The 19,925-nt window shown below is 71.7% G+C and carries 21 protein-coding genes; 12 read left to right on the top strand and 9 right to left on the bottom strand.

All coding sequences use genetic code 11. From position 1 onward, the window contains the following. Positions 1-119 precede the first annotated feature (119 nt). The gene (gene arfB / locus ACZ56E_RS22710) at positions 120-548 is read right to left on the bottom strand and encodes an alternative ribosome rescue aminoacyl-tRNA hydrolase ArfB (RefSeq protein WP_468612397.1); all 429 of its coding nucleotides are present in this window, start codon (positions 546-548) and stop codon (positions 120-122) included. A 178-nt stretch (positions 549-726) separates the two neighbouring features. On the opposite strand from arfB, the gene ACZ56E_RS22705 reads away from it, so the two are divergent. The 6 genes from ACZ56E_RS22705 (at position 727) to ACZ56E_RS22680 (ending at position 4,704) form a co-directional block, all read left to right on the top strand. Beyond that, positions 727-1,302 (top strand): TerD family protein, encoded by a 576-nt coding sequence (locus tag ACZ56E_RS22705; protein ID WP_030791572.1) that lies wholly within the window; start codon positions 727-729, stop codon positions 1,300-1,302. A 224-nt stretch (positions 1,303-1,526) separates the two neighbouring features. Then, positions 1,527-1,763: an acyl carrier protein gene (locus ACZ56E_RS22700; RefSeq protein WP_468612398.1), complete on the top strand. Its 237-nt coding sequence runs from the start codon at positions 1,527-1,529 to the stop codon at positions 1,761-1,763. 75 nt (positions 1,764-1,838) lie between these two features. Further along, positions 1,839-2,717 carry an alpha/beta fold hydrolase gene (locus ACZ56E_RS22695; RefSeq protein WP_471216732.1) on the top strand — a complete coding sequence of 293 codons (879 nt, stop codon included), beginning with the start codon at positions 1,839-1,841 and terminating at the stop codon, positions 2,715-2,717. A gap of 32 nt (positions 2,718-2,749) precedes the next feature. Next, positions 2,750-3,103, top strand: coding sequence for a PadR family transcriptional regulator (locus tag ACZ56E_RS22690; RefSeq protein WP_468612400.1), 354 nt, complete (start codon positions 2,750-2,752; stop codon positions 3,101-3,103). Next, positions 3,100-4,158, top strand: a complete 1,059-nt coding sequence (locus ACZ56E_RS22685) for a hypothetical protein (RefSeq protein ID WP_471216730.1) — start codon at positions 3,100-3,102, stop codon at positions 4,156-4,158. Before ACZ56E_RS22690 ends, ACZ56E_RS22685 begins: the two co-directional genes overlap by 4 nt. A gap of 36 nt (positions 4,159-4,194) precedes the next feature. After that, the gene (locus ACZ56E_RS22680; protein WP_471216728.1) at positions 4,195-4,704 is read left to right on the top strand and encodes a GNAT family N-acetyltransferase; all 510 of its coding nucleotides are present in this window, start codon (positions 4,195-4,197) and stop codon (positions 4,702-4,704) included. A 12-nt stretch (positions 4,705-4,716) separates the two neighbouring features. Here the strand turns inward: ACZ56E_RS22680 and gyrB are convergent, their stop codons facing one another. From gyrB to ACZ56E_RS22655, 5 genes are all read right to left on the bottom strand, one after another. Continuing rightward, positions 4,717-6,849, bottom strand: coding sequence for a DNA topoisomerase (ATP-hydrolyzing) subunit B (gene gyrB / locus ACZ56E_RS22675; RefSeq protein ID WP_471216725.1), 2,133 nt, complete (start codon positions 6,847-6,849; stop codon positions 4,717-4,719). 105 nt (positions 6,850-6,954) lie between these two features. Then, positions 6,955-8,382 carry a M1 family metallopeptidase gene (locus ACZ56E_RS22670; RefSeq protein ID WP_471217205.1) on the bottom strand — a complete coding sequence of 476 codons (1,428 nt, stop codon included), beginning with the start codon at positions 8,380-8,382 and terminating at the stop codon, positions 6,955-6,957. A gap of 115 nt (positions 8,383-8,497) precedes the next feature. Further along, positions 8,498-9,694, bottom strand: a complete 1,197-nt coding sequence (locus tag ACZ56E_RS22665; protein WP_471216723.1) for a YncE family protein — start codon at positions 9,692-9,694, stop codon at positions 8,498-8,500. Continuing rightward, positions 9,691-10,296, bottom strand: coding sequence for an ankyrin repeat domain-containing protein (locus ACZ56E_RS22660; RefSeq protein WP_471216721.1), 606 nt, complete (start codon positions 10,294-10,296; stop codon positions 9,691-9,693). Before ACZ56E_RS22660 ends, ACZ56E_RS22665 begins: the two co-directional genes overlap by 4 nt. Before the next feature lie 135 nt (positions 10,297-10,431). Further along, positions 10,432-10,989 (bottom strand): GlcG/HbpS family heme-binding protein, encoded by a 558-nt coding sequence (locus ACZ56E_RS22655; protein WP_468612407.1) that lies wholly within the window; start codon positions 10,987-10,989, stop codon positions 10,432-10,434. A 362-nt stretch (positions 10,990-11,351) separates the two neighbouring features. Between ACZ56E_RS22655 and ACZ56E_RS22650 the strand changes: the two genes are divergently transcribed. Genes ACZ56E_RS22650 through ACZ56E_RS22640 form a run of 3 tightly spaced genes read left to right on the top strand, consistent with a single transcriptional unit; the run spans position 11,352 to position 13,732 of the window. Then, positions 11,352-12,530, top strand: coding sequence for a sensor histidine kinase (locus ACZ56E_RS22650; protein ID WP_471217203.1), 1,179 nt, complete (start codon positions 11,352-11,354; stop codon positions 12,528-12,530). Then, on the top strand, positions 12,527-13,171 hold the full coding sequence (locus ACZ56E_RS22645) for a response regulator (protein WP_468612409.1): 645 nt from the start codon (positions 12,527-12,529) through the stop codon (positions 13,169-13,171). Before ACZ56E_RS22650 ends, ACZ56E_RS22645 begins: the two co-directional genes overlap by 4 nt. A gap of 60 nt (positions 13,172-13,231) precedes the next feature. Beyond that, complete coding sequence (locus ACZ56E_RS22640; protein ID WP_468612410.1) at positions 13,232-13,732, top strand: hypothetical protein; 501 nt, start codon at positions 13,232-13,234, stop codon at positions 13,730-13,732. Positions 13,733-13,907: 175 nt separating this feature from the next. Here ACZ56E_RS22640 and ACZ56E_RS22635 read toward each other — a convergent pair whose 3' ends face one another. Next, positions 13,908-14,639 carry a pentapeptide repeat-containing protein gene (locus ACZ56E_RS22635; protein WP_471216718.1) on the bottom strand — a complete coding sequence of 244 codons (732 nt, stop codon included), beginning with the start codon at positions 14,637-14,639 and terminating at the stop codon, positions 13,908-13,910. A gap of 136 nt (positions 14,640-14,775) precedes the next feature. Between ACZ56E_RS22635 and ACZ56E_RS22630 the strand changes: the two genes are divergently transcribed. The 3 genes from ACZ56E_RS22630 (at position 14,776) to ACZ56E_RS22620 (ending at position 18,415) form a co-directional block, all read left to right on the top strand. Further along, positions 14,776-15,972 (top strand): NAD(P)-binding protein, encoded by a 1,197-nt coding sequence (locus ACZ56E_RS22630; protein ID WP_471216716.1) that lies wholly within the window; start codon positions 14,776-14,778, stop codon positions 15,970-15,972. Between the two features lie 110 nt (positions 15,973-16,082). Beyond that, the gene (locus tag ACZ56E_RS22625) at positions 16,083-17,099 is read left to right on the top strand and encodes a zinc-binding dehydrogenase (RefSeq protein WP_471217201.1); all 1,017 of its coding nucleotides are present in this window, start codon (positions 16,083-16,085) and stop codon (positions 17,097-17,099) included. Positions 17,100-17,173: 74 nt separating this feature from the next. Beyond that, positions 17,174-18,415 (top strand): GNAT family N-acetyltransferase, encoded by a 1,242-nt coding sequence (locus ACZ56E_RS22620; protein WP_471216714.1) that lies wholly within the window; start codon positions 17,174-17,176, stop codon positions 18,413-18,415. A gap of 40 nt (positions 18,416-18,455) precedes the next feature. On the opposite strand, the gene ACZ56E_RS22615 is transcribed toward ACZ56E_RS22620, so the two are convergent. Further along, positions 18,456-18,932, bottom strand: a complete 477-nt coding sequence (locus ACZ56E_RS22615) for a GNAT family N-acetyltransferase (protein ID WP_471216712.1) — start codon at positions 18,930-18,932, stop codon at positions 18,456-18,458. Positions 18,933-18,975: 43 nt separating this feature from the next. Then, entirely contained in the window at positions 18,976-19,863 is an 888-nt protein-coding gene (locus ACZ56E_RS22610; protein WP_471216710.1) for an aminoglycoside phosphotransferase family protein, read from the bottom strand. Positions 19,864-19,925 lie beyond the last annotated feature (62 nt).

Below are 19,925 nucleotides of genomic sequence, written 5' to 3'. Positions count from 1 at the left end.
CTGCGCGAGCAACCACAAAAAAGCCGCAGTCGCGTGTGCCGGGATCCCGGCAGATGCGACTGCGGCTTTTCTCTGGCTGGGCGCGCAGTTCCCCGCGCCCCTGAACGGGGCGCCCCGGGCTAGCCCCAGCCCTGGCCGGAGCGGCCCCGTTTCGTGTCGCTCCGGGCTTTTTTGTTGCGCAGGCGCCGTTCGTTGATGCCACGAGGAACCTTCGTGGCACGCCGCGGCTTGGGCGGCGGCGCGGTCGCTTCGGCGAGGAGGGAGGCGAGCCGCGTGGCCGCCATCTCCCTGTTCCGCCACTGGGACCGGTGCTCGCTCGCCCGCACGCTGACGACCCCGTCGACGAGCCGGGACGCGAGCCGCTCCAGGGCGCGCTGCTTCCACACCTCGGGGAGCGCGTCGGTGCCGGCGAGGTCGAACCGCAGCTCGACCTGGGAGTCGGTGGTGTTGACGTGCTGCCCGCCCGGCCCCGACGACCGCGAGAAACGCCACATGAGCTCGGCCTCGGGCAGGGAGACGGAGCCACGGATGGGATAGGGACCGGACATGCCTCCATGGTCCCGCGTCTGTCGGGCTCACGTCACACGCTTTTCGTGGGGCCACGGGTAAAGAAAGTAAAGCGATGCGGAACCCTGGGGACCCTGCTCCGCGTTGTGAGGGGTGAACGGTAGCTTCGTCCCCAGTACGAAGCCCGTACGTATGCAACGAGGGAAGGGACTCCCAACAATGGCAGTAAGCCTGTCCAAGGGTGGCAACGTCTCGCTCACCAAGGAGGCTCCGGGCCTGACCGCCGTCACCGTGGGCCTCGGCTGGGACGTCCGCACCACCACTGGCACCGACTTCGACCTGGACGCCTCCGCGATCGCGGTGAACACCCAGGGCAAGGTCTTCTCGGACCAGCACTTCGTCTTCTTCAACAACAAGGCGACGCCGGACCAGACCATCGTCCACACCGGTGACAACGTCACGGGCCAGGGCGAGGGCGACGACGAGCAGATCAACGTGAACCTCGCGGGTCTGCCCGCCGACATCGAGAAGATCGTCTTCCCGGTCTCGATCTACGACGCCGAGAACCGCTCGCAGAACTTCGGCCAGGTGCGGAACGCCTTCATCCGCATCATCAACCAGGCCGGTGGCACTGAGATCGCGCGCTACGACCTCTCCGAGGACGCCGCCACCGAGACCGCCATGGTCTTCGGCGAGCTGTACCGCAACGGCGCGGAGTGGAAGTTCCGCGCCGTCGGCCAGGGCTATGCCTCGGGCCTCGTCGGCATCGCGCAGGACTTCGGTGTGAACGTCTGAGATGACGCTCAGGAGGGCCCCGGCGGCATCGCCGCCGGGGCCCTCCGTCATGCCCGGGACCGGGCCGGCTCCCCCGGCACCGGAGAGCGGTCCCGTAACCCGTGTGGCGGCTGGTTCGTTGGGCTGGTCTGAGCGGTTGGTGGCCTCGTAACCGCTGTTCCGATGAGAGCGGCACCTACGTACCACCTTCTCGATGGATCATCGCGAACAAGGAGCGGTACGAAGTGGAAGCTACTGATCGGGTCCGGGATCTGTTGCTGAAGAACTTCGGGGTCCGCCTTGACGAGGTGTCCCCCGACACTCCCTTCCACCAGCTGCGCATCGACTCCCTCGCGCTGGAGGAGCTGCGCTGGCTGGTCGAGGACGAGTGCGCCGTCGATCTGGCCGACGTGAGTCTCAACTCGCGCGACACGGTCGCCACTTTGCTGAACGTCGTGCGTCAGAGGAGCGCGGCGGAGTGACCGCCGCGACGGAGTGACGGCTGCGGCGAGTGACGGCCGCGACAGAGTGACGGCTGCGACGGAATCGAGAAGCACATGATCGAGGAACACATCCGCACTCTGACGGTGCGAGGCGTGTCGTACACCTACCGCGAGATGCGCAGGCCGGCCCCCACCACCGAACCCGTGGTCCTGATGGGCGGCATCCTCGAGGGCATGTACGACTGGACGTACCTGGAGGACGTGGTTCTGCCCAGGACCAGTCTGATCACCGTGGACATGCCCGGTCTGGACCCCGCCGCCTTCCAGTCCCCGGACCAGAGCAGCATCGACAAGCTCTCCGAAGGGCTCGCGGCCATCGTCGCCGACACGGGCCACGCGCGCGTGAACCTCTACGGCTACTCCCTCGGGGCCGCGGTCGCCTTCCACTACGCGCAGCGGCACCCCGGGCACGTCGCGCGTCTCCTCATCGGCGGGGTGCCCGTCGAGCTCACGAAGGACATCGTCGCCCACCTGGGGCACGCCATCGGCAAGGCGAAGGCCGGTGACACCGCCGGTTTCGCCGACCACATGGCCTCCGGCCTGCTCTGCCTCGACGAGAGCCACCACGTCCACCGCCGCGCCCTGGCCCTCGGCTACGTCCGGCGCTCCTTGCGCGCCCTGGCCCGCGATCCGCAGAACGTCAACCTGCTGGAGACCGCCCTCACCGAGCACCGCTCCCTGTCTGGCGGCCTCGTGGGGGTGCCCACCCTGGTCTTCACCGGGGAGCACGACCATCTGCACACCCTCGAGCGGCAGCAGGCCTTCGCCGCGACGATCGACGGCAGCCGCTTCGTCACGTTCCCCGACTGCGACCACATGATGCCGTTGCAGCGCCCCGAAGCCATCAGCTCCCTGGTCTCCTCCTTCCTCATGAACGACGGGGTTGTCCAGAATGCTGACTATTATGGATACTCGAATAGTCAGTCGAGCTGAAGAGCTGTAAAGCCGTAACGAAAGAGGGCGCCGTGGCCGCTCCGCCCACCGCATGGACCCGCGCCGCGCTGCCCCTCTGTCTGCTCGGCATCCTCGACAGCGAGGTGCGGAGTTACGGGTACGCCCTGCTCGGGCGGCTCGGCGAGGCAGGGCTCGACGGCGTCAAGGCCGCGACCCTCTATCCGGCCCTCACGCGCCTCGAAGAAGAGGGCGCCGTCGAGGTCGAATGGGGTGCGGGGGACGGCGGGCCCGGGCGCAAGTACTACCGGATCACCGAGGAGGGGCGGGCGAGACTGCGGCGTGACCAGGCCGCCTGGGGGGCGTTCTCCCGGACCGTCGACTCGCTCCTCCCGGCGGAACTCCCGGCGAAGGGGGACGAGAAATGAGCAGGACACGTACGACACGTACGCCTGAGGTCGGTTGGGCGCGCGAGGAGGACGAGGAGTGGGCCGCGAAGGTCCACGTGCGGCTCGCGTTCGACGAGGACGTGCCCGTCGGGTTCGCCGAGGAGATACTCGCCGAGGCCCACCAACTGGTCGAGGAGGCCGGCCGGCCCGCCCTCGACGTGCTGGGGGACCCCACCTCGTACGCCCGTACCGTCGCCGCCGAACGCGTCAGCGAGCGGTACCGCGCCCAGATCGACACGCGCGGCCTGCGCCCCGGCGAGCGGATCACCGCCTCCGTCGGAACACTCGGGTTCGTCTGGGCGGCCGTCTTCGGCCTGTTCTGGCTCCAGGACGGGCTGTGGGTCGGGGTGAACCGGTCCTCGGTGGCGGCGTTCACGGGCATCGTGCTCGCCGCCACGCTGGCCTGCGTCGCCTTCACCGCCCGCGCCGCCGGGATGCTGCGGGGCATGTGGGCGTTCCTCGCCGGCGCCGCCGCCGCCCTGGTGGCCGGGATCGCCTGCGCCACGGCCCTCTCCGACGAACGGCTGTTCCGCGTGCCCGCCCCGGTGCTGATGCTGGCCGGTGGCGCGTGGGCCGTCGGCGCGTTCCTGCTCCCGGACGCCACGATGGACCGCTGGTTCACGCCCGCGCACCCGTCCGGCGGCCCCGACGACGAGCGGTGGCTGACCCGCCTGGAGGGGCTGCTGCGCGGCCGGCACGCCATGCGGGCCCGCGAGGCACGCGGCCACGTACGGGAAGTGCGGCAGCACCTCGCCGAGATCCGGCGGGACGGGTGCGCCGAGGACGTCTTCGGCGACGTCGAGATCTACGCCCTGCGCCTCGCCGAGGGGCCGCGCAGGGCCCAGCGCGTCACGCGCCAGAAGTTCTACGGCGCCATGGCCTCGACGGTGCTCTTCGCGGTCCTCATCGTCGACACGCTGCTCGACCCGCAGGAGCGGTCGTCCGGCTGGGTGGCCTGCCTCGTGGGCGCGTTCGGCTGCGCGGCGTGGGGCGCGGTCGGCGAATGGCGCACCCTGCGCAAGCAGCGGACATGACTCTGAGAACGACATCCGAGCCGTAACCTGCCCGGCATGATCCTCGAACCGCTCACCGCCGTCGACGGTGCCCTGCCCGGTCACCTCCTCACCGAGGTGACCGGGCTCTACGCGTCGAACCGCGAGTTCTTCGCGCTCAGCGGCGACTTCCCCGACCCCGACGACATCCGTATCGAACAGGTCGCCAAGGCACTCGCGGACGAACTCGCCCACCCGGGCGCGGACGTGCTCCTCGCCCGCTCCCGCGGACGGCTCGTGGGCATCGCCCTCACCCTCGACCGGCACCCCGACCCGACGGACCCCGACCCCTGGATCGGGCTCCTGATGATCGACGCGTCCGCACACCGCACCGGCCTGGGGCGGCAGTTGGCGTCCCTCGTCGAGGAGCGGTTCCGCAGCGCGGGACGCGACGCCGTACGCATCGCCGTCCTGGAGAACAACCCGAAGGCCCTGCGCTTCTGGACCGCGCTCGGCTACCTCGTCATCGGCAACCGCGAGGACCGCGCCCTGCACCGCCCGTGCGCGGTCCTGCGCAAGCGGCTCTGACCGCCGTGCCGGTCAGATGTCGAGGAAGCGGACGTCCTTGGCGTTGCGCTGGATGAAGGAGCGGCGCGCGTCGACGTCCTCACCCATCAGGACGGCGAAGAGGTCGTCGGCGACCGCCGCGTCGTCGAGGGTGACCCGGCCGAGGACGCGGTGGCCGGGGTCCATCGTGGTGATGCGCAGCTCCTCGGCGTTCATCTCGCCGAGGCCCTTGAAGCGCTGGATGGAGTCGTCCCTGACGCGGCGGCCCTCCCGCCGGCCGCGTGCGACGAGCGCGTCGCGCTCCCGGTCCGAGAAGGCGTACTCGACGTGCTCACGGCTCCACTTGACCTTGTAGAGGGGCGGGCGGGACAGGAACACGTGCCCGTGCTCGATGAGCGGCCGCAGGAAGCGGAAGAGGAAGGTCAGCAGGAGCGTGTTGATGTGCTGGCCGTCGACGTCGGCGTCCGCCATCAGGATGATCTTGCGATAGCGGAGCTTGTCGAGGTCGAAGTCCTCGTGCACGCCCGTGCCGAAGGCCGAGATCAGCGCCTGGATCTCCTGGTTGTGCAGGATCTTGTCGATGCGCGCCTTCTCGACATTGAGGATCTTGCCCCGGATCGGCAGGATCGCCTGGAACTCCGGGTTTCGGCCGGACTTGGCCGAGCCGCCTGCGGAGTCGCCCTCGACGATGAAGAGCTCACTTCTTGCCGGGTCGTTGGTCTGGCAGTCGGAGAGCTTGCCCGGCAGCGCCGCCGACTCCAGGAGCCCCTTGCGGCGGGTCAGGTCCCGCGCCCTGCGCGCGGCGACGCGGGCCGTGGCGGCCTGGATGCCCTTGCGGATGATGTCCGCGGCGTCGTTCGGATTGCGGTCGAACCAGTCGCTCAGGTGCTCGTGCACGACCCTCTGGACGTACGTCCGCACTTCGGTGTTGCCGAGTTTGGTCTTGGTCTGGCCCTCGAACTGCGGCTCGCCGACCTTGACCGAGACGATCGCGGTCAGGCCCTCGCGAATGTCCTCTCCGGAGAGGTTGCCGTCCTTCTCCCGCAGCAGCTTCCGCTCTCGCGCGTACCGGTTGACCACCGTGGTGAGCGCCGCGCGGAAGCCCTCCTCGTGGGTGCCGCCCTCGTGCGTGTGGATGGTGTTGGCGTAGGAGTAGACGCTGTCGGAGAACTGGCTGTTCCACTGGAGTGCGACCTCCACCGACTGCGGCCGCTCCGCGTCCTGGGCGGCGATGGAGATGACGGAGGGGTGAATCGGCTCGCCCTTGCGGGAGTTGAGGTGGGTGACGAAGTCGCCGATGCCGCCGTCGTAGCGGTAAGCGACCGTCTTCGCGGTCTGTTCTCCGGCGACGTCGGAACCGGCCTCGTCGGCCGTGGCCGTCGCGCGGGCCGCCGTGCGTTCGTCGGTGAGGGTGAGCGTGAGCCCCCTGTTGAGGAAAGCCATCTCCTGGAAGCGCCGCGAGAGCGTCTCGAAGGAGTACTCGGTGGTCTCGAAGATCTCGCCGTCCGCCCAGAACGTCAGGGCGGTGCCTGTCCGCGCGGTCGGCTCGTGGCGCGTCGGCGGGGCGGTCGGAGCCCCGTTCTCGTACTCCTGCGTCCACCGGTGACCGTCGGTCCAGATCTCCACCGACAGCTTCGTGGACAGCGCGTTGACCACCGAAAGGCCCACCCCGTGCAGGCCGCCGGAGACCGCGTATCCGCCGCCGCCGAACTTGCCGCCCGCGTGCAGCACGGTCAGCACCACCTCCACGGCCGGCCTCCCCTCCGCCGGGTGCATGCCCACCGGGATGCCCCGGCCGTTGTCGACGACGCGCACCCCGCCGTCGGCCAGGACCGTCACGTCGATGCGGTCGGCGACCCCGGCCAGCGCCTCGTCGACGGAGTTGTCGACGATCTCCTGGACCATGTGGTGCAGGCCGCGCTCGCCCGTCGACCCGATGTACATGCCGGGCCGCTTGCGCACCGCGTCAAGACCGTCGAGAACGGTGATCGCGCCGGCGTCGTATTCAGTCACAGATGCACTCTTTTCGGGCACGCCAAGCCGCGCTCCGGCACCGGAGCGGGGAGTGGGGGGCGGGTCACTGGACGCAGTCAGCGTACCCAAAGCCACCCTGACCGATGGGGCAACAATCCCCCCAGGCGACCCCTGGACGGCCTGACACGCCATCACCCGATCCCCCCTGCCCGACCTTCACGCCAGGCGGCCAAAACACCCTTCAGGGGCTTTCAGGCTGGCGCCCTGCGCCGGGGCACAGAAACGAATTCGGGACGCCTACGGGCGGTCCGGCTTTCCGTCGCCGTACAGCCAGTCGCCCCAGATCCGGCTGACCTTCTCGCGTGCCCCGTCGCCGCCCGCGTGCTTCTCGACGTACTCCGTGAAGTCCCTGGTGTCCGCGTTCTTGTGGCGGTACGTCTTCGCCCAGCCCTGCACGATGTCGTAGAACGTGTCATCGCCCACCGCCTGGCGGATCTTGTGGATGACCATGGCGCCGCGCTCGTAGACGGGCGGGTCGGAGATGCTCGCGGCGTCGGTGGGCTTGGCGGGCGGGAAGGCCCAGATGGCCTCGTTGTCCTCCTCGTCCTCGTAGTAGTCGCCCTTGTAGAGCGCGTCGAAGACGTCCTGCGCGCTGTCGCCGTCGTTGTCCTCCGCGTACAGCCACTCCGCGTACGTCGCGAAGCCCTCGTTGAGCCACATGTCCTGCCAGGACTTGGGCGTGACGGAGTTGCCGAACCACTGGTGGGCCAGCTCGTGGACGAGGAGCCCGGTGTCGGGGGCGCCGGGGAAGACGGGCCGGGTCTGGGTCTCCAGGGCGTAGTCCACGTCCTCCTCGCGGTCGACGATCGCGCCCGTGGAGGAGAAGGGGTAGGGGCCGAAGTTGTACTCCGCCCACTCCATGACGTCCGGGATCTTCGCGAGGACCTTCTCGCTCGCCTTCGCCTGGGAGGGGTCGACGGCCGTCACGACCGGCAGGCCGTCCTTGGTCGCCGACGTCTTCAGCTCGTGCTTGCCGATGGCGACGGTCGCCAAGTAGCTCGCCATCGGTTCGGCGCTGTGCCAGGCGAAGGTGGTGCGGCCGTTCTTCGTCGACTCGCGGGTCAGCTCGCCGTTGGAGACGGCCTTCAGGCCCTTCGGGACGGTGACCTCTATGTCGTACGAGGCCTTGTCGCTCGGGTGGTGGTTGCCGGGGAACCACGCCATGGAGCCGGTCGGCTCGCCGAGGGCGAGCGCGCCGTCGTGCGTCCTGAGCCAGCCCTCCTCGGAGCCGTCCTCGTCGGTGATGGTCTCCGGAGTGCCGGAGTAGCGGACCGTGGCGCGGAACGTCTCGCCCCGGGCGAGCTCGTCGGCCGGGCGGACCCGCAGCTCCTGGCCGGCGCGCTGGAAACGGGCGGCCTTGCCCTCGACGGTGATGCCCGAGACGTCGAGGCCCTTCAGGTCGAGGTTGAAGGAGCTGAGGTTCTTGGTGGCGCGGGCGGTGATCTCGGCGGTCCCCGTGAGGTGCCGGGAGCCGGGGTCGTAGCCGAGGGTCAGGCCGTAGTGCGCCACGTCGTACCCGCCGTTGCCCAGCTTGGGGAAGTACGGGTCCCGTACGCCGGGTGAGCCCGGTGTGCCGTCGACGCCCGCGCCGCCGCAGGCGCTGACGGAGGCGAGCAGGGCTAGGCAGGAGGTGAGGGTGGCGGCTCGGACGGCCGGAGATCGCAGGTCCACGCCGGTGATCTTATGCGGCAATTGTTCGGGAGGGGATTGATATGGGGCTTGATGTGGGGCGTGCGGTGAGGCCGCGTCGTGGGGTCCGGTGGCCGGGCCCCGGGCCGCCTCAGAGGACGGCGATTCCCAACGGCCGCTCGCCCGCCGGGAGTCGGCGCACCGAGCCGTCCGCCGTGTCGACGACGGAGATGCCGTTCCAGTGGCCGTCGCGGGTGAAGCCGCCTGTGACGTAGGCGGTGCGGCCGTCCTGCGAGACGGCGACGTCCTCGTGCGGACCGTCCAATGGGACGACCCGCTCCTTGCCGGCCTTGCCGGCCTTGCCGTCCTCGCCGTCCTTCGGGCGGACGGTCAGGGAGGGGCCCTTGTCGGTGTCGGGGTCGATGGGCCCGGTGCCGACGGCGAAGAGGGTGCCGTCGTCGGTGACCGTCACCCCGTGCTGGTGTGTGTTCGCGGTCGTCTTCTCGATGTCGTACTCCCCGGTGCGCGGATCGAGTACGACGAGCTTCTCGCCCTCGAAGGGCAGCAGGAGCCGTCCGTCGGAGGGCCGCACGGCCGCGTAGTGCGGCTTCAGCCAGGAGCCGAGGCCGCCCTCTGTCCCGTAGGGGGCGACTTCGATGCGGCGGGGCTTCAGGGAGTCGGCGCGTACGACGGTGACGTCGAAGGAGTCGTGGCCTGTGGCGTAGACCTCCCGGCCGTCCTTCGCCACGTCGACGTCGAAGGGGCGCCGGCCGACGGGCACGGTGTCGGTCACCTCGCGCTCGCCCGTGTCGATGACCTCCAACACGCCCTTGCCGCCGGGCACATTGACGCCCACGTAGACGTGCTCGCCGTCCGGTGCGAGGGCGATGCCCATGCCGCCGCCCCGGTACTCGCCCGTCGTCACCGGGCCGGTCTCCGTCTCGTACGGGATGCGGTCGATCCGTTCCCGGGTGCGGGTGTCGACCACGGCGACGGCGTCGGCGGTCGCCACCCAGGCCCGGCCGTCGTCCCCGACGGCGAGCCCGTAGGGGGCCGTACCGACCTTCACCGAGTCGACGGGGCCTTTCTCCGGATCGACGAAGGTGACGGTGTCGGATCCGAAGTCGGCGACCAGGAGGGTGTTTTTGGGGGTGGGGGTGGGGGCTTTGGCGGTGGGGGCTTTGGCGGTAGCGGTGGGGGTTGCGCGGGCGGGCTCGGGGGTGGAGGGGGCGGGGCTTTCGCCTGCGGCGCAGCCCGCGAGGAGGGAGACAGCCGGAACGGCAGCCAGCAGGGCGGTGCCTGCGGCGGAGATCCGGGGCATCCACCAGGGCGTCCGGGGAGCCTTCATGCTGCACGTCCCCTCAACAGCTCCGCGATCTCCGTGAAGCCACGCCGTTCCGCGTGTGCGAGCGGCGTGGCGCCGTCCCGGTCGGGGAGGTCCGGCGTCGCGCCCGCGGTGAGCAGCAGCTCGACGATCTCCTGGTGTGCGCGGCCGCCGTCGCCGAGGATCACGGCCTCCAGGAGGGCGGTCCAGCCGAGGTCGTTGACGTGGTCGACGTCGATGTCGGTGACGCGTAGGACCTCCCGTACGTACGCGACGTGGCCGCGCTCCGACGCGGGGATCACGGAGACCCCGCCGAAACGGTTGCGCAGCATCAGGTCGGGACCCGCGGGCAGCAGGACGTGCAGCATGGCGACGCTGCCCGTCACCCCGGTGACCAGCCACGGACTGTCGGAACGGTGGTCCTGCGCGTCGACGTCGGCCCCTGCGGCGACCAGTACGCCGGCCGCCTCGACGTGATCGCCGAGGGCGGCGAGCAGCAGCGGTGAGCGCAGCTCGGTGTCGCGGGCCTCGACGCGGGCGCCCGCGTCGAGGGCGGCGGCCACTTCCGCGGCGTCCCCGGCGCGTGCGGCGTCGAGCAGCCGCTGGTCGGCAGCGGTGAGGTTCATGCCGGATCTCCTCGTCCTACGGGCCCCGCGGGTTCCGCGGGCCCCCGCGCGGACGGGCGCGGGGACGGGCGCGGGGGCTGGGAACAGCCGCGGCAGCATGCGGTTCAGCGTGCTGTGTGTGGGGGGGCTCAGGACTCAGCGGCCGAGCGCCGCCACGCCCGCCTTCGCGAACTTCTCGTCGAGGTCGCCGCTCGGGGCGCCCGCGACGCCGATGCCCGCGACGGGCGCACCCTTGGCCGTGACCGGCGCGCCGCCCGCGAGGAACAGGGTGCCGGGGATGTCCTTCAGGTTCGGGGCCTGCTCCAGGCGCTTGACCAGCTCGGAGGTGGGCGCGTTCCAGGAGACGGCGGTGTACGCCTTCTTCACGGCGGACTCGGGCGACTGCGGCCCGGCACCGTCGCCGCGCAGCTGGACGATGGTGTTGCCGTTGCGGTCGACGACGGCGACGGAGACGCGCTGGTTCTCCTTCTTCGCGGCGTCGAGGGTGGCCTGCGCGGCCTTGGTGGCGGCGGCGACGGTGAGGTGCGTCGACTGCGTCAGGTTCTTGTTGCCCGCGTCGGCGGTGACGGCGGCCTTCGTGGCGGCGTCGGGGGTGCCGGCGGTGGCGGAGACGGCGCCGAAGGTGCCGGCGCCGAGGACGGCGGCGGTGGCGGCGACGGTGAGGACGCGGGTGCGGCGGGAGAGCTTCTGCATCGGGGGCTCCTAGGGGCGAAGTGACGGGGCGGGGCGGGGCTGGGGGACGAAGCTCCGGCGGGGCTCGTCTCCCTCTGCCATCAATCCTCCGGCCGTCTCCGGGGCCCACCCCTCGACGTACCGGCTCGCAGCCGCGCGCGACTCGGCCGACACCGGGGTCAACCGATCGGTTGACCCCGCCGTGGCCCCACCGGGTCACAATGAGGGTGTTTGCCCAGTTCAGCGCCCGCACGACGGCAGTGCGGACACGACAGCGCTACGGACACGACGGCAGTACGAAAGGGAGGCGCCCCGTGGGAGAGCGCAGGCCGGGGCTCGACCCCCGCACGCCGGACCCCGACGCCCGCTGGCTCGCGGCCGTCATGCACACGGCGTTCTTCCTGCTCCTGGGTTCGTCGCTGACCCGCTTCCTGATGCGGCACCCCGGCGAACCGCGCACCCCGTGGATCATCGCGCTCTCGTTCTCCCTCGCGCTCCTCTACGTACTCGGCCCCGTCGTCGGCGCCCGCCCCACCGCGCCGCGCCGACTCGCCTGGCTGATCCTCGTCGTGGCCGTCTGGGTCGTGCTCGTCGTCCTCGCGCCGAGCTTCGCGTGGTGCGCGGTGCCGCTCTTCTACACCGGCCTGCGGACGCTGCCGCCGCGCGCCGCCCTGCTCCTGGTGGCCGTCCTGACCGCCTTCGTCGTCGTCGCCCAGCTGCAGCTCGCGGGCCGCTTCGACCCGAACCTGCTGCTCGCGCCGCCCGCCTGGGCCGCGGTCGCCACCGCCGTCTTCGTCCACATGCAGCGCCAGGGTGCCCGCCAGCGCGAACTCATCGACGACCTCATCCGCACCCGTCGCGAACTCGCCGCCACCGAACGGCGCGAGGGCACGCTCGCCGAGCGCCAGCGCCTGTCCATGGAGATCCACGACACCCTCGCGCAGGGCCTGTCCAGCCAGCAGATGCTGCTGCAGGCCGCCGAGCGCCTCTGGGACACGGACCCGGCGAAGGCCCGCACCCACGTCCGTACCGCCGAGTCGATCACCGAGCACGGGCTCGCCGAGGCCCGCCGCTTCGTGCACGACCTGGCCCCCGCCGACCTCGCGGACGGCGGCGGCGTGGCGCAGGCGCTGCGGGCGCTCGCGGAACGCGAGTCCGACGCGGGCCTCACCGTCCGCTTCCACGCGGAGGGCACGCCGGTGCCGCTGCCCGACCGGGTCAGTTCGGCGCTTCTCCGCATCGCGCAGGGCGCCCTCGCGAACGTACGCGAACACGCGGACGCCACCACCGCGGCGCTGACCCTCACCCTCCTCGACGACCAGGTGGTCCTCGACGTCGCGGACGACGGCCGCGGCTTCACGCCGCCGCCCTCGCCCGGTCCCGACTCCCCGGCAGGTGTACGAGGCCATGGCCTGCCCGCGATCCGCGCCCGGGCCGGCCAGCTCGGCGGCACACTGACGATCGAGTCGGCGCCGGGCGAGGGCGCGGTCCTGTCCGTGTCGATCCCGCTGCCGAGCCCGTTGTCCAGCCCGCTGTCGAGCCCGTCGGAGACCCAGCCGTGAACGCCACCCCGCCCCGTCCCGTCCGCCTGCTGGTCTGCGACGACCACGTCGTCGTACGCGCCGGACTGCTCGCCCTGCTCGACAGCGCGCCCGACATCGAGGTGGTCGGCGAGGCGGGGACCGGCGAGGAGGCGGTCGCCCTCGCCTCGAAACTGTCACCGGACGTCGTCCTGATGGATCTGCAACTGGGCGACGGCATCGACGGTGTGGAGGCCACCCGCCGCATCACGTCCTCCCCGCCCCCCGCCCCGCACGTCCTGGTCCTCACCACCTACGACACCGACGCGGACATCACCCGCGCCATCGAGGCGGGCGCGACGGGGTACCTCCTCAAGGCGGAGCGCCCCGAGGAACTCTTCTCCGCGATCCATGCCGCGTCCCAGGGCCGCACCACGCTCTCGCCTCCCGTCGCGTCCCGCGTCATGGCCCGCATGCGCGCCCCGCAGCCGACGCTGACGGACCGCGAGCGCGACATCCTCGGCCAGCTCTCCCAGGGCCTCGGCAACCGCGAGATCGCCCGCGCCCTCTTCATCAGCGAGGCGACGGTCAAGACCCACCTGGGGCGGATCTACGACAAGCTGGGCGTGGACACGCGGGCGGGGGCGGTGGCGGTGGCAAAGGAACAACGCCTCTTGCCCTGAGCCGCGTGGCACCGTCACACCGCACGCCCCACGCTGCCCGGTCCATGACACCATCGAACCGTGCTCGACATCGGCTACGCCCTCTCCCGCCGCTTTCCCGACCCCGCCCAGCTGGACTACAGCCGGGCGGACGTCCATACGCTCCGTCACGACCTGTTCTGCGGGGACGTGTATCTGGCGGACACCAAGGCGGACCGGGAACTGTCCACAGCCTGGGGATGGGTGCCCGTTCTCGACTTCGCGTGGGCGCTGTGCGACATCGTGGAGACCCTGGACAAGGACCCGCTCGGCAGCAGGGCCTCCCGCCCCCAGTACGCGGAGCTCGACTTCACGGAGTCGACGGACCGCATGCTGTTCGCCCGCCGCTTCGGCTGGGTCGACATCGAGGCGGACTGGATGGACCCCGAGGAGCCTCCGCTGACCTTCTCCCACACGGAGCTGCGCCGGGAGGCCCGGGACTTTCTCCACGACCTCGTGGCCGACCTGACCGACCTCCACGAGTCCCTCTCGGACAACCCCACGATCTGGTCCCTCCTCGCCCGCTTCCCCCGCACCACCTAGGCCCGACGTCCTGCGGGAGCAGGAGCCCCAAGCCCGCCGCTCCGCGGCGGATACCTCCCACCCACCCGTTCACCCCGCAACGCCGTGCGGGAGCAGGGACGGGCGGGCGGGTGTTCACCCGGCGACGCCGTGCGGGAGTAGGACGGAGAAAGGCCACCCACACCCAGGCCCAGCCCTACTCCCCCACCCCAGCCACCCGCACCCCCACCTGCGCCGCGAACGCCGGGGCGAGTTCCAGGAGTTGGGACGGGCTGATCACCGCGCCGGCGAGGCACTCGACGCCCCGCGTGATCTCCAGCTCTCCCGCCTCCCGAAGATCCACGTCCTTCATCCGCGCCCCGGAGAAGTCGACCCCCCGCACCACACACCCCCGAAACTCCACCCGCTCCAACGAAGCCGCCCCGAAGTCCGGCTCCACCAGGACGCAGCCCTCGAAGACGACATCCCGCAACCGCGCCTTCCGCAGGTTCAGGTAGTCGATCTTTCCGCCCCGCACCACCACCCGCTCCAGCACGCCCCCGTGCAACTGCACCCCGCCGAGCCGCGCGTCCACGATCTCCACGTCCCGCAGCGACGCCTCCGCGAGGTCCGTCCCCACTCCCCGCAGCTCCGTCAGCACGGAGTCGACGAACCGCGCCCGCGCCAGCCGTGTCTCGTCGACGCCGCACCCCACCACCGCCGAGTCCATGAACAGCGCCCCGCCGCCGTCCTGCCCCCCGAGGTCCAGGTCACGGAACTCGACCCCGTCGTAGTCCCCGTCGGGCTCCAGCCCCGTCCCCTCGAACGGCCGGAGCGGAGGCAACCGCACCTCGGCCTGCCGAGCCGCCTTCACCACCCGCACCGCCCGTGCCGTCTGCCCCGCCTGCCCCGCCTGCGCCGTCCGCGTCGGTTTCGCTTTCTGAGCCATGCCCCCATCGTGCCCGCCGCCACTGACAACGCCCCACGCCCCACGTCCCGCGCCCCCGGACCGAGCGGTCATGTCACATCCAGGCCACCCCCATCCGTCCAAGGGATGAAGACCCACCGTCAAGGGAGCCCACACCATGCCCACCGCGCGGCAGAACCACATCACCGTCATCGGCGGCGGCTTCGCCGGCCTCACCGCGGCCATCAGCGCCGCCGAGGCAGGCGCCCGCGTAACCCTCCGCGAGGCCCACCACACCCTCGGCGGCCGCGCCCGCACCTCCGAAGGCACGTACAAGACGAACGAAGGCCCGCACGCCCTCTACAACGGCGGCCCCCACTGGGCCTGGCTGAAGCAGCGCGACCTCATCGGCCCGCTCGCCCCGCTGCCGCCCCTCGAAGGCACCCGCCTGCGCCTGCTCCACAACGGCGCCCTGCGCCGCACGCCGCCCCTCGCCATGCTGAAGCTGCTGCGCCGCAAGGCGGAACAGGCCCCCGTGGACCGGGATTTCACCAGCTGGGCGACCGAGCAGGTCGGCGAGGTGGGCGCGAAGGCCGCCGCGCACTACATCGCCGTGGCGACGTTCCACCACGACCCCGGTTCGCTCTCCGCCCGCTTCGTGCAGGAGCGCCTGCGCCGCGCCACGAAGCTGCCCCCGGAGGCGCACTACCCGCGCGGCGGCTGGGGCTCGGTCGTCGACCGCATGGCCGCGCTGGCCTGGAACATGGGCGTCCGCACGGAGACGCTGGACCGCGTCGACAGCCTCTGCGACCTCGGCCTCCCCCAGGACGGCCCGGTCATCGTCGCGACCTCCCTCGAAGCGGCCCGGCGCCTCCTCGGCGACGACTCCCTGCGCTGGGAGAGCGGCCGCACCGCCCTCGTCGACCTGGCCTTCCGCACCCGCAGGGGCGACGCCTTCGTCGTCTCCGACCTGGACCGCACCGGCTGGGTCGAACGTTTCACCGCGCAGGATCACACCCTCGCCCCCGAGGGCGAACAGCTCGTACAGGCGCAGATTCCGCTCGCCCCCGAGGAGACGAAGGCCGACGGCGTGGCCCGCGCCGAGCATCTGCTCGACCTCGGCTACCCCGGCTGGCGCGAGCGCCTGACGTGGCGCCGCTCCTCGGTCGCGAACGGCCGTACGGGCGCGTTGGACCGCCCCGGCACCACCTGGCGGGACCGCCCCGCGATCGACCGGGGCGACGGCGTGTATCTGGCGGGCGACCAGGTGGCGGCTCCGGGACTGCTGTCCGAGGTCTCGTTCAACAGCGCCATGGAGGCGGTGTCGCTCGCGCTGGCGAAGTCGGCCCTTGACCTCAAGTCCACTTCAGGTTGAAGGGTGAGGGGCGTACGCGATCAACGGCGCACAGCGCCCCACCACACACCCGAGGAGCGGTCATGCCCATGCCCACGCCCACCCCCGCCGGCGCCGAAAAGCACACCACCATGCGAGCCATCCGCCTCCACGCCTTCGGCCCCGCCGAGAACCTCGTCCTGGAGGAGACACCGGTCCCCGAGCCGGCCGAAGGCCAGGTCCGGATCAGCGTCGCCGCCGCCGGCGTGCACCTCCTGGACACCGCGATCCGCGAGGGCGTCCAGGGCCCGCTGCCCGAACTCCCGCCCCTGCCCACCGTCCCCGGCAGGGAGATCGCGGGCATCGTCGACGAACTCGGCGAAGGAACCCCCGCCCACTGGCTGGGCAAGCGCGTCGTCGCCCACATCGGCTTCGCCCCCGGGGGCTACGCCGAGCGCGTCGTCACCGAAGCGTCCCGCCTGCACGAGATCCCCGACGACCTGGACGCCGCGGAGGCGGTCGCCCTGATCGGCACGGGACGTACGACGATGGGGATCCTGCAGTTCACGGAGCTGACCCCCGACTCCGTGGCCGTCGTCCCCGCCGCCGCGGGCGGCATCGGCACGCTCCTCACGAAGTACGCCAAGCACCGCGGCGCCACGGTGATCGGCCTGGCGGGCGGGCCGGAGAAGACGGACCGCGTCCGCGCCAACGGCGCCGACCTCGCCGTGGACTACACCGACCCGGCGTGGCCCGACGAGGTCCGCGCGTACCTCCGGGACGAGCTCGAAGGGCGCGCGGCCACCGTCGTCTTCGACGGAGTGGGCGGCGAGGCGGGCCTGGCCGCGGTCGACCTGCTGGGCCCGGGCGGCACCCACCTCGTCTTCGGCTGGTCCGGCAAGGGCCCGCACGACGGCGAAGAGCTGAGGTTCACCGACGCGGAGCTCGCCGAGCGCGGCATCACGCAGGTCAACGTCCTCGGCCCGGCGATGATGCGGAAGGCGGGTGGCGACAACCCCGTCCGCGCCCTGGAGCTCGCCGCCCTCACCGCCGCCTCGCTCGGCCACTTCACACCGGCCGTGCAGCGCTACCCCCTCGCGGAGGCGGCCGCGGCCCACCGCGCGCTGGAGACCCGCGCCACGATGGGCAAGGTCGTCCTGATCCCCTGATGACCGCCTCCCACCCCCACCAATGCCCCGAAATCCGGATGCCCGCACGACTTCCGGGAACTACCGTCCGTTATATGGCTATGGCTACGGCTACGGATTCCGTCCAGTTCCGCGACATCCCCGAGGCGGGGATCGACCACGCGCTCTCCCTCGCCTATCTCGTCTTCCACGAGACCCCGGAGGAGGAGAAGCGCAAGCACCACCACGACCTGCTGCGCGACTGCACCCGCGTCGGCGCGTACGAGAACGGCGAACTCGTCGGCTTCGTCGCCGCGTTCCCCTTCACCCTGTCGGTGCCGGGCGGCGAACTGCCCTGCCCCTGTCTGACGTTCGTGTCCGTGGCGCCGACGCACCGGCGCCGCGGCGTGCTCTCCGGCATGCTCGCCGAGCTGTTCGCGAAGGCGACGGCGGACGGCTCGCCGATCGCTGCCCTGTGGGCGTCGGAGGACGCGATCTACGGCAGGTTCGGCTTCGGTCCCGCCACCCACGGCCACACCCTGGAGATCGACTCCCGGCGCCCGCTGGCCCTGCGCATCACCCCGGACGAGCGCCCGCTGCGGCTCGTCGACCCGTCCGACGCCCCCGACCTCCTCGCGGCGTACTACGACCGCACCCGCGCCGACCGCGCCGGCCGTATCGCCCGCAGCGAGGCGTGGTGGCGCGAGGAGTGGCTGGTGACGGAGGACGAGGAGGACGACGAGCTGTCGCCGCCCCGCGTCGTCGTCCTCGGCGACCCCGCGGGCCCGCCGGCCGGTTACGCGATCTACCGCACCAAGACCCGCGACGACGCCCCCGGCCTCGTCCGCCTGGACGACCTGGAGGCGGACACCCCGGCCGCCGCTGCCGCCCTCTGGCGCTACCTCGCGTCGATCGACCTGACCGGCCAGATCCGCGCCTGGGGCCGCCCCCTAGACGACCCGCTGCACCTCTTCGCCGCCGACCGCGACCAGGTGCGCGTCACGGGCGAGTTCCCCGCGCTGTGGGTCCGCCTCGTCGACGTGCGCAAGGCGCTGGAGTCCCGCTCCTGGGCGGCCCCGGTCGACGTCGTCCTCGACGTGCGGGACGACCGCCTCCCGGCCAACGAGGGCCGCCACCGCCTGACGGCGACCCCCGACGGGTGTACGTACGAGAGGACCGAGGACCCCGCGGACCTCACCCTCGACGTACGGGACCTGGCCGCCTGCTACCTGGGCGGCACGAAGACCGACGCCCTGGTCCGCGCGGGCCTGGCGACGGAGCACACGGCGGGCACGGCGACGGCACTGGACGCGGCGCTGCACACGCCTCTCCTGCCGCACACCGTGGACGAGTTCTAGAGGAGTTCCAGACGAACCGCCTGGCCCGTACGAGAACTGCCTAGCCACGCCCCAGCGTCGTGAGCGCGTCGTCGGTCAGCCGGTACACGGTCCACTCGTCCTGGGGCAGCGCCCCGAGCGACTTGTAGAAGTTGATCGACGGCTCGTTCCAGTCGAGTACGGCCCATTCCAGCCGCTCGTAACCGCGCTCCACGCAGATCCGCGCGAGCTCGGTCAGGAGCGCCTTGCCGTGTCCGCCGCGGCGCGCCTCGGGGCGTACGTACAGATCCTCCAGGTAGATCCCGTGCACGCCGCGCCAGGTGGAGAAGTTCAGGAACCACAGCGCGAAGCCGACGGCCTCGCCGGAGGTGTCGTCCTCCGCGATGTGCGCGAAGGCCGCGGGGCGCTCCCCGAAGAGCGCCTCGCGCAGCTGCTCCTCGGTGGCCCTCGCCTCGTCGGGCACCTTCTCGTACGCGGCGAGGTCGCGGACCAGCGCGTGGATGACGGGGACATCGGCAGGTGTGGCGGTACGAATCATGGGAGCAGCAAGCCACGGCGGGCCCGCCGTGGTCAACGCGGTCTCATCGGCCGAGCAGCCGCCGCGCGATCTCCAGGTCGTCGGCCACAGGCGGGCGGCCGTCCTGGACCTCCCACAGCGTGTTCTGCAGGACGCGGCCAAGCGTCCAGGCGCGGGCCCGCTCGCGGTCGAGGCCGAGGACCTCCGTCATCGCGTCGAACCGCCACAGCACGTCGTCGGCGTCGAACTTGTTGTCGAGGGCGGGCCACAAGTCGAAGCCGGGGTCCCCTGCGAGCGGCTTCGGGTCGATGGCGAGCCACGGTTCGCGGTCGCTCGCCAGGACGTTCTCGAAGTGCAGGTCCCAGTGCAGCATCCGGTCCCCGGCCTCACCCATGACCTCGCGCACCGCGCCGCCGCACCGCTCGACGAGCGCGCGCTCGCCCGGGTCGGTGATCGACTTCAGCGCCCCGGGCAGCTCCTCGACCATCTCGGCCGCGATGTCGGCGAGCGTGCGCATGCCGGCGGGTGCGGGGGTCGCGGTGAGCCGGGCGAGGAGCTCGGCGAGGACGAGGACGGCCTTGCGGGTGTCGGCCATCGTCGACAACATCCGCGCGGAGTCGAGGCGTTCGAGCAGCATCGTGCCGGTGTCGCCGTCGTGGTCGAGGAGGCGCACGGCCCCGTCCCCGTCCCATGTCCGCAGCGCGACCGGCTCGCCCTCGGTCTCCTCGTCCAGGAGCTGGAACTTGACCGCGGCCGGCGTGCCGTCGGCGCGCACGACGGGAAGGACGAGCGCGGCCATGCCGTGCATCGGGTCGCCGTCGACGGTCAGGTCCCAGCGGTCGACGAACTCCCTTACGCGCGCGGGCAGCCCGGCGATGAACGCCCGGCCGGGCTCCCCGGCGTACAGGTGCTGCGACTCGACCAGCTCGTCCGGAATGCGAATGTCGATCACGGACGGGACATTACCGACGTACGCGCGGACGCCGCACGCGGATTTCCCCACCCTGGAAAGGC

Source organism: Streptomyces sp. NPDC039480 (genome assembly GCF_055597165.1).
The sequence above is the reverse complement of the archived record's forward strand: the minus strand, read 5'-3'. Positions and strand labels throughout refer to the sequence as shown.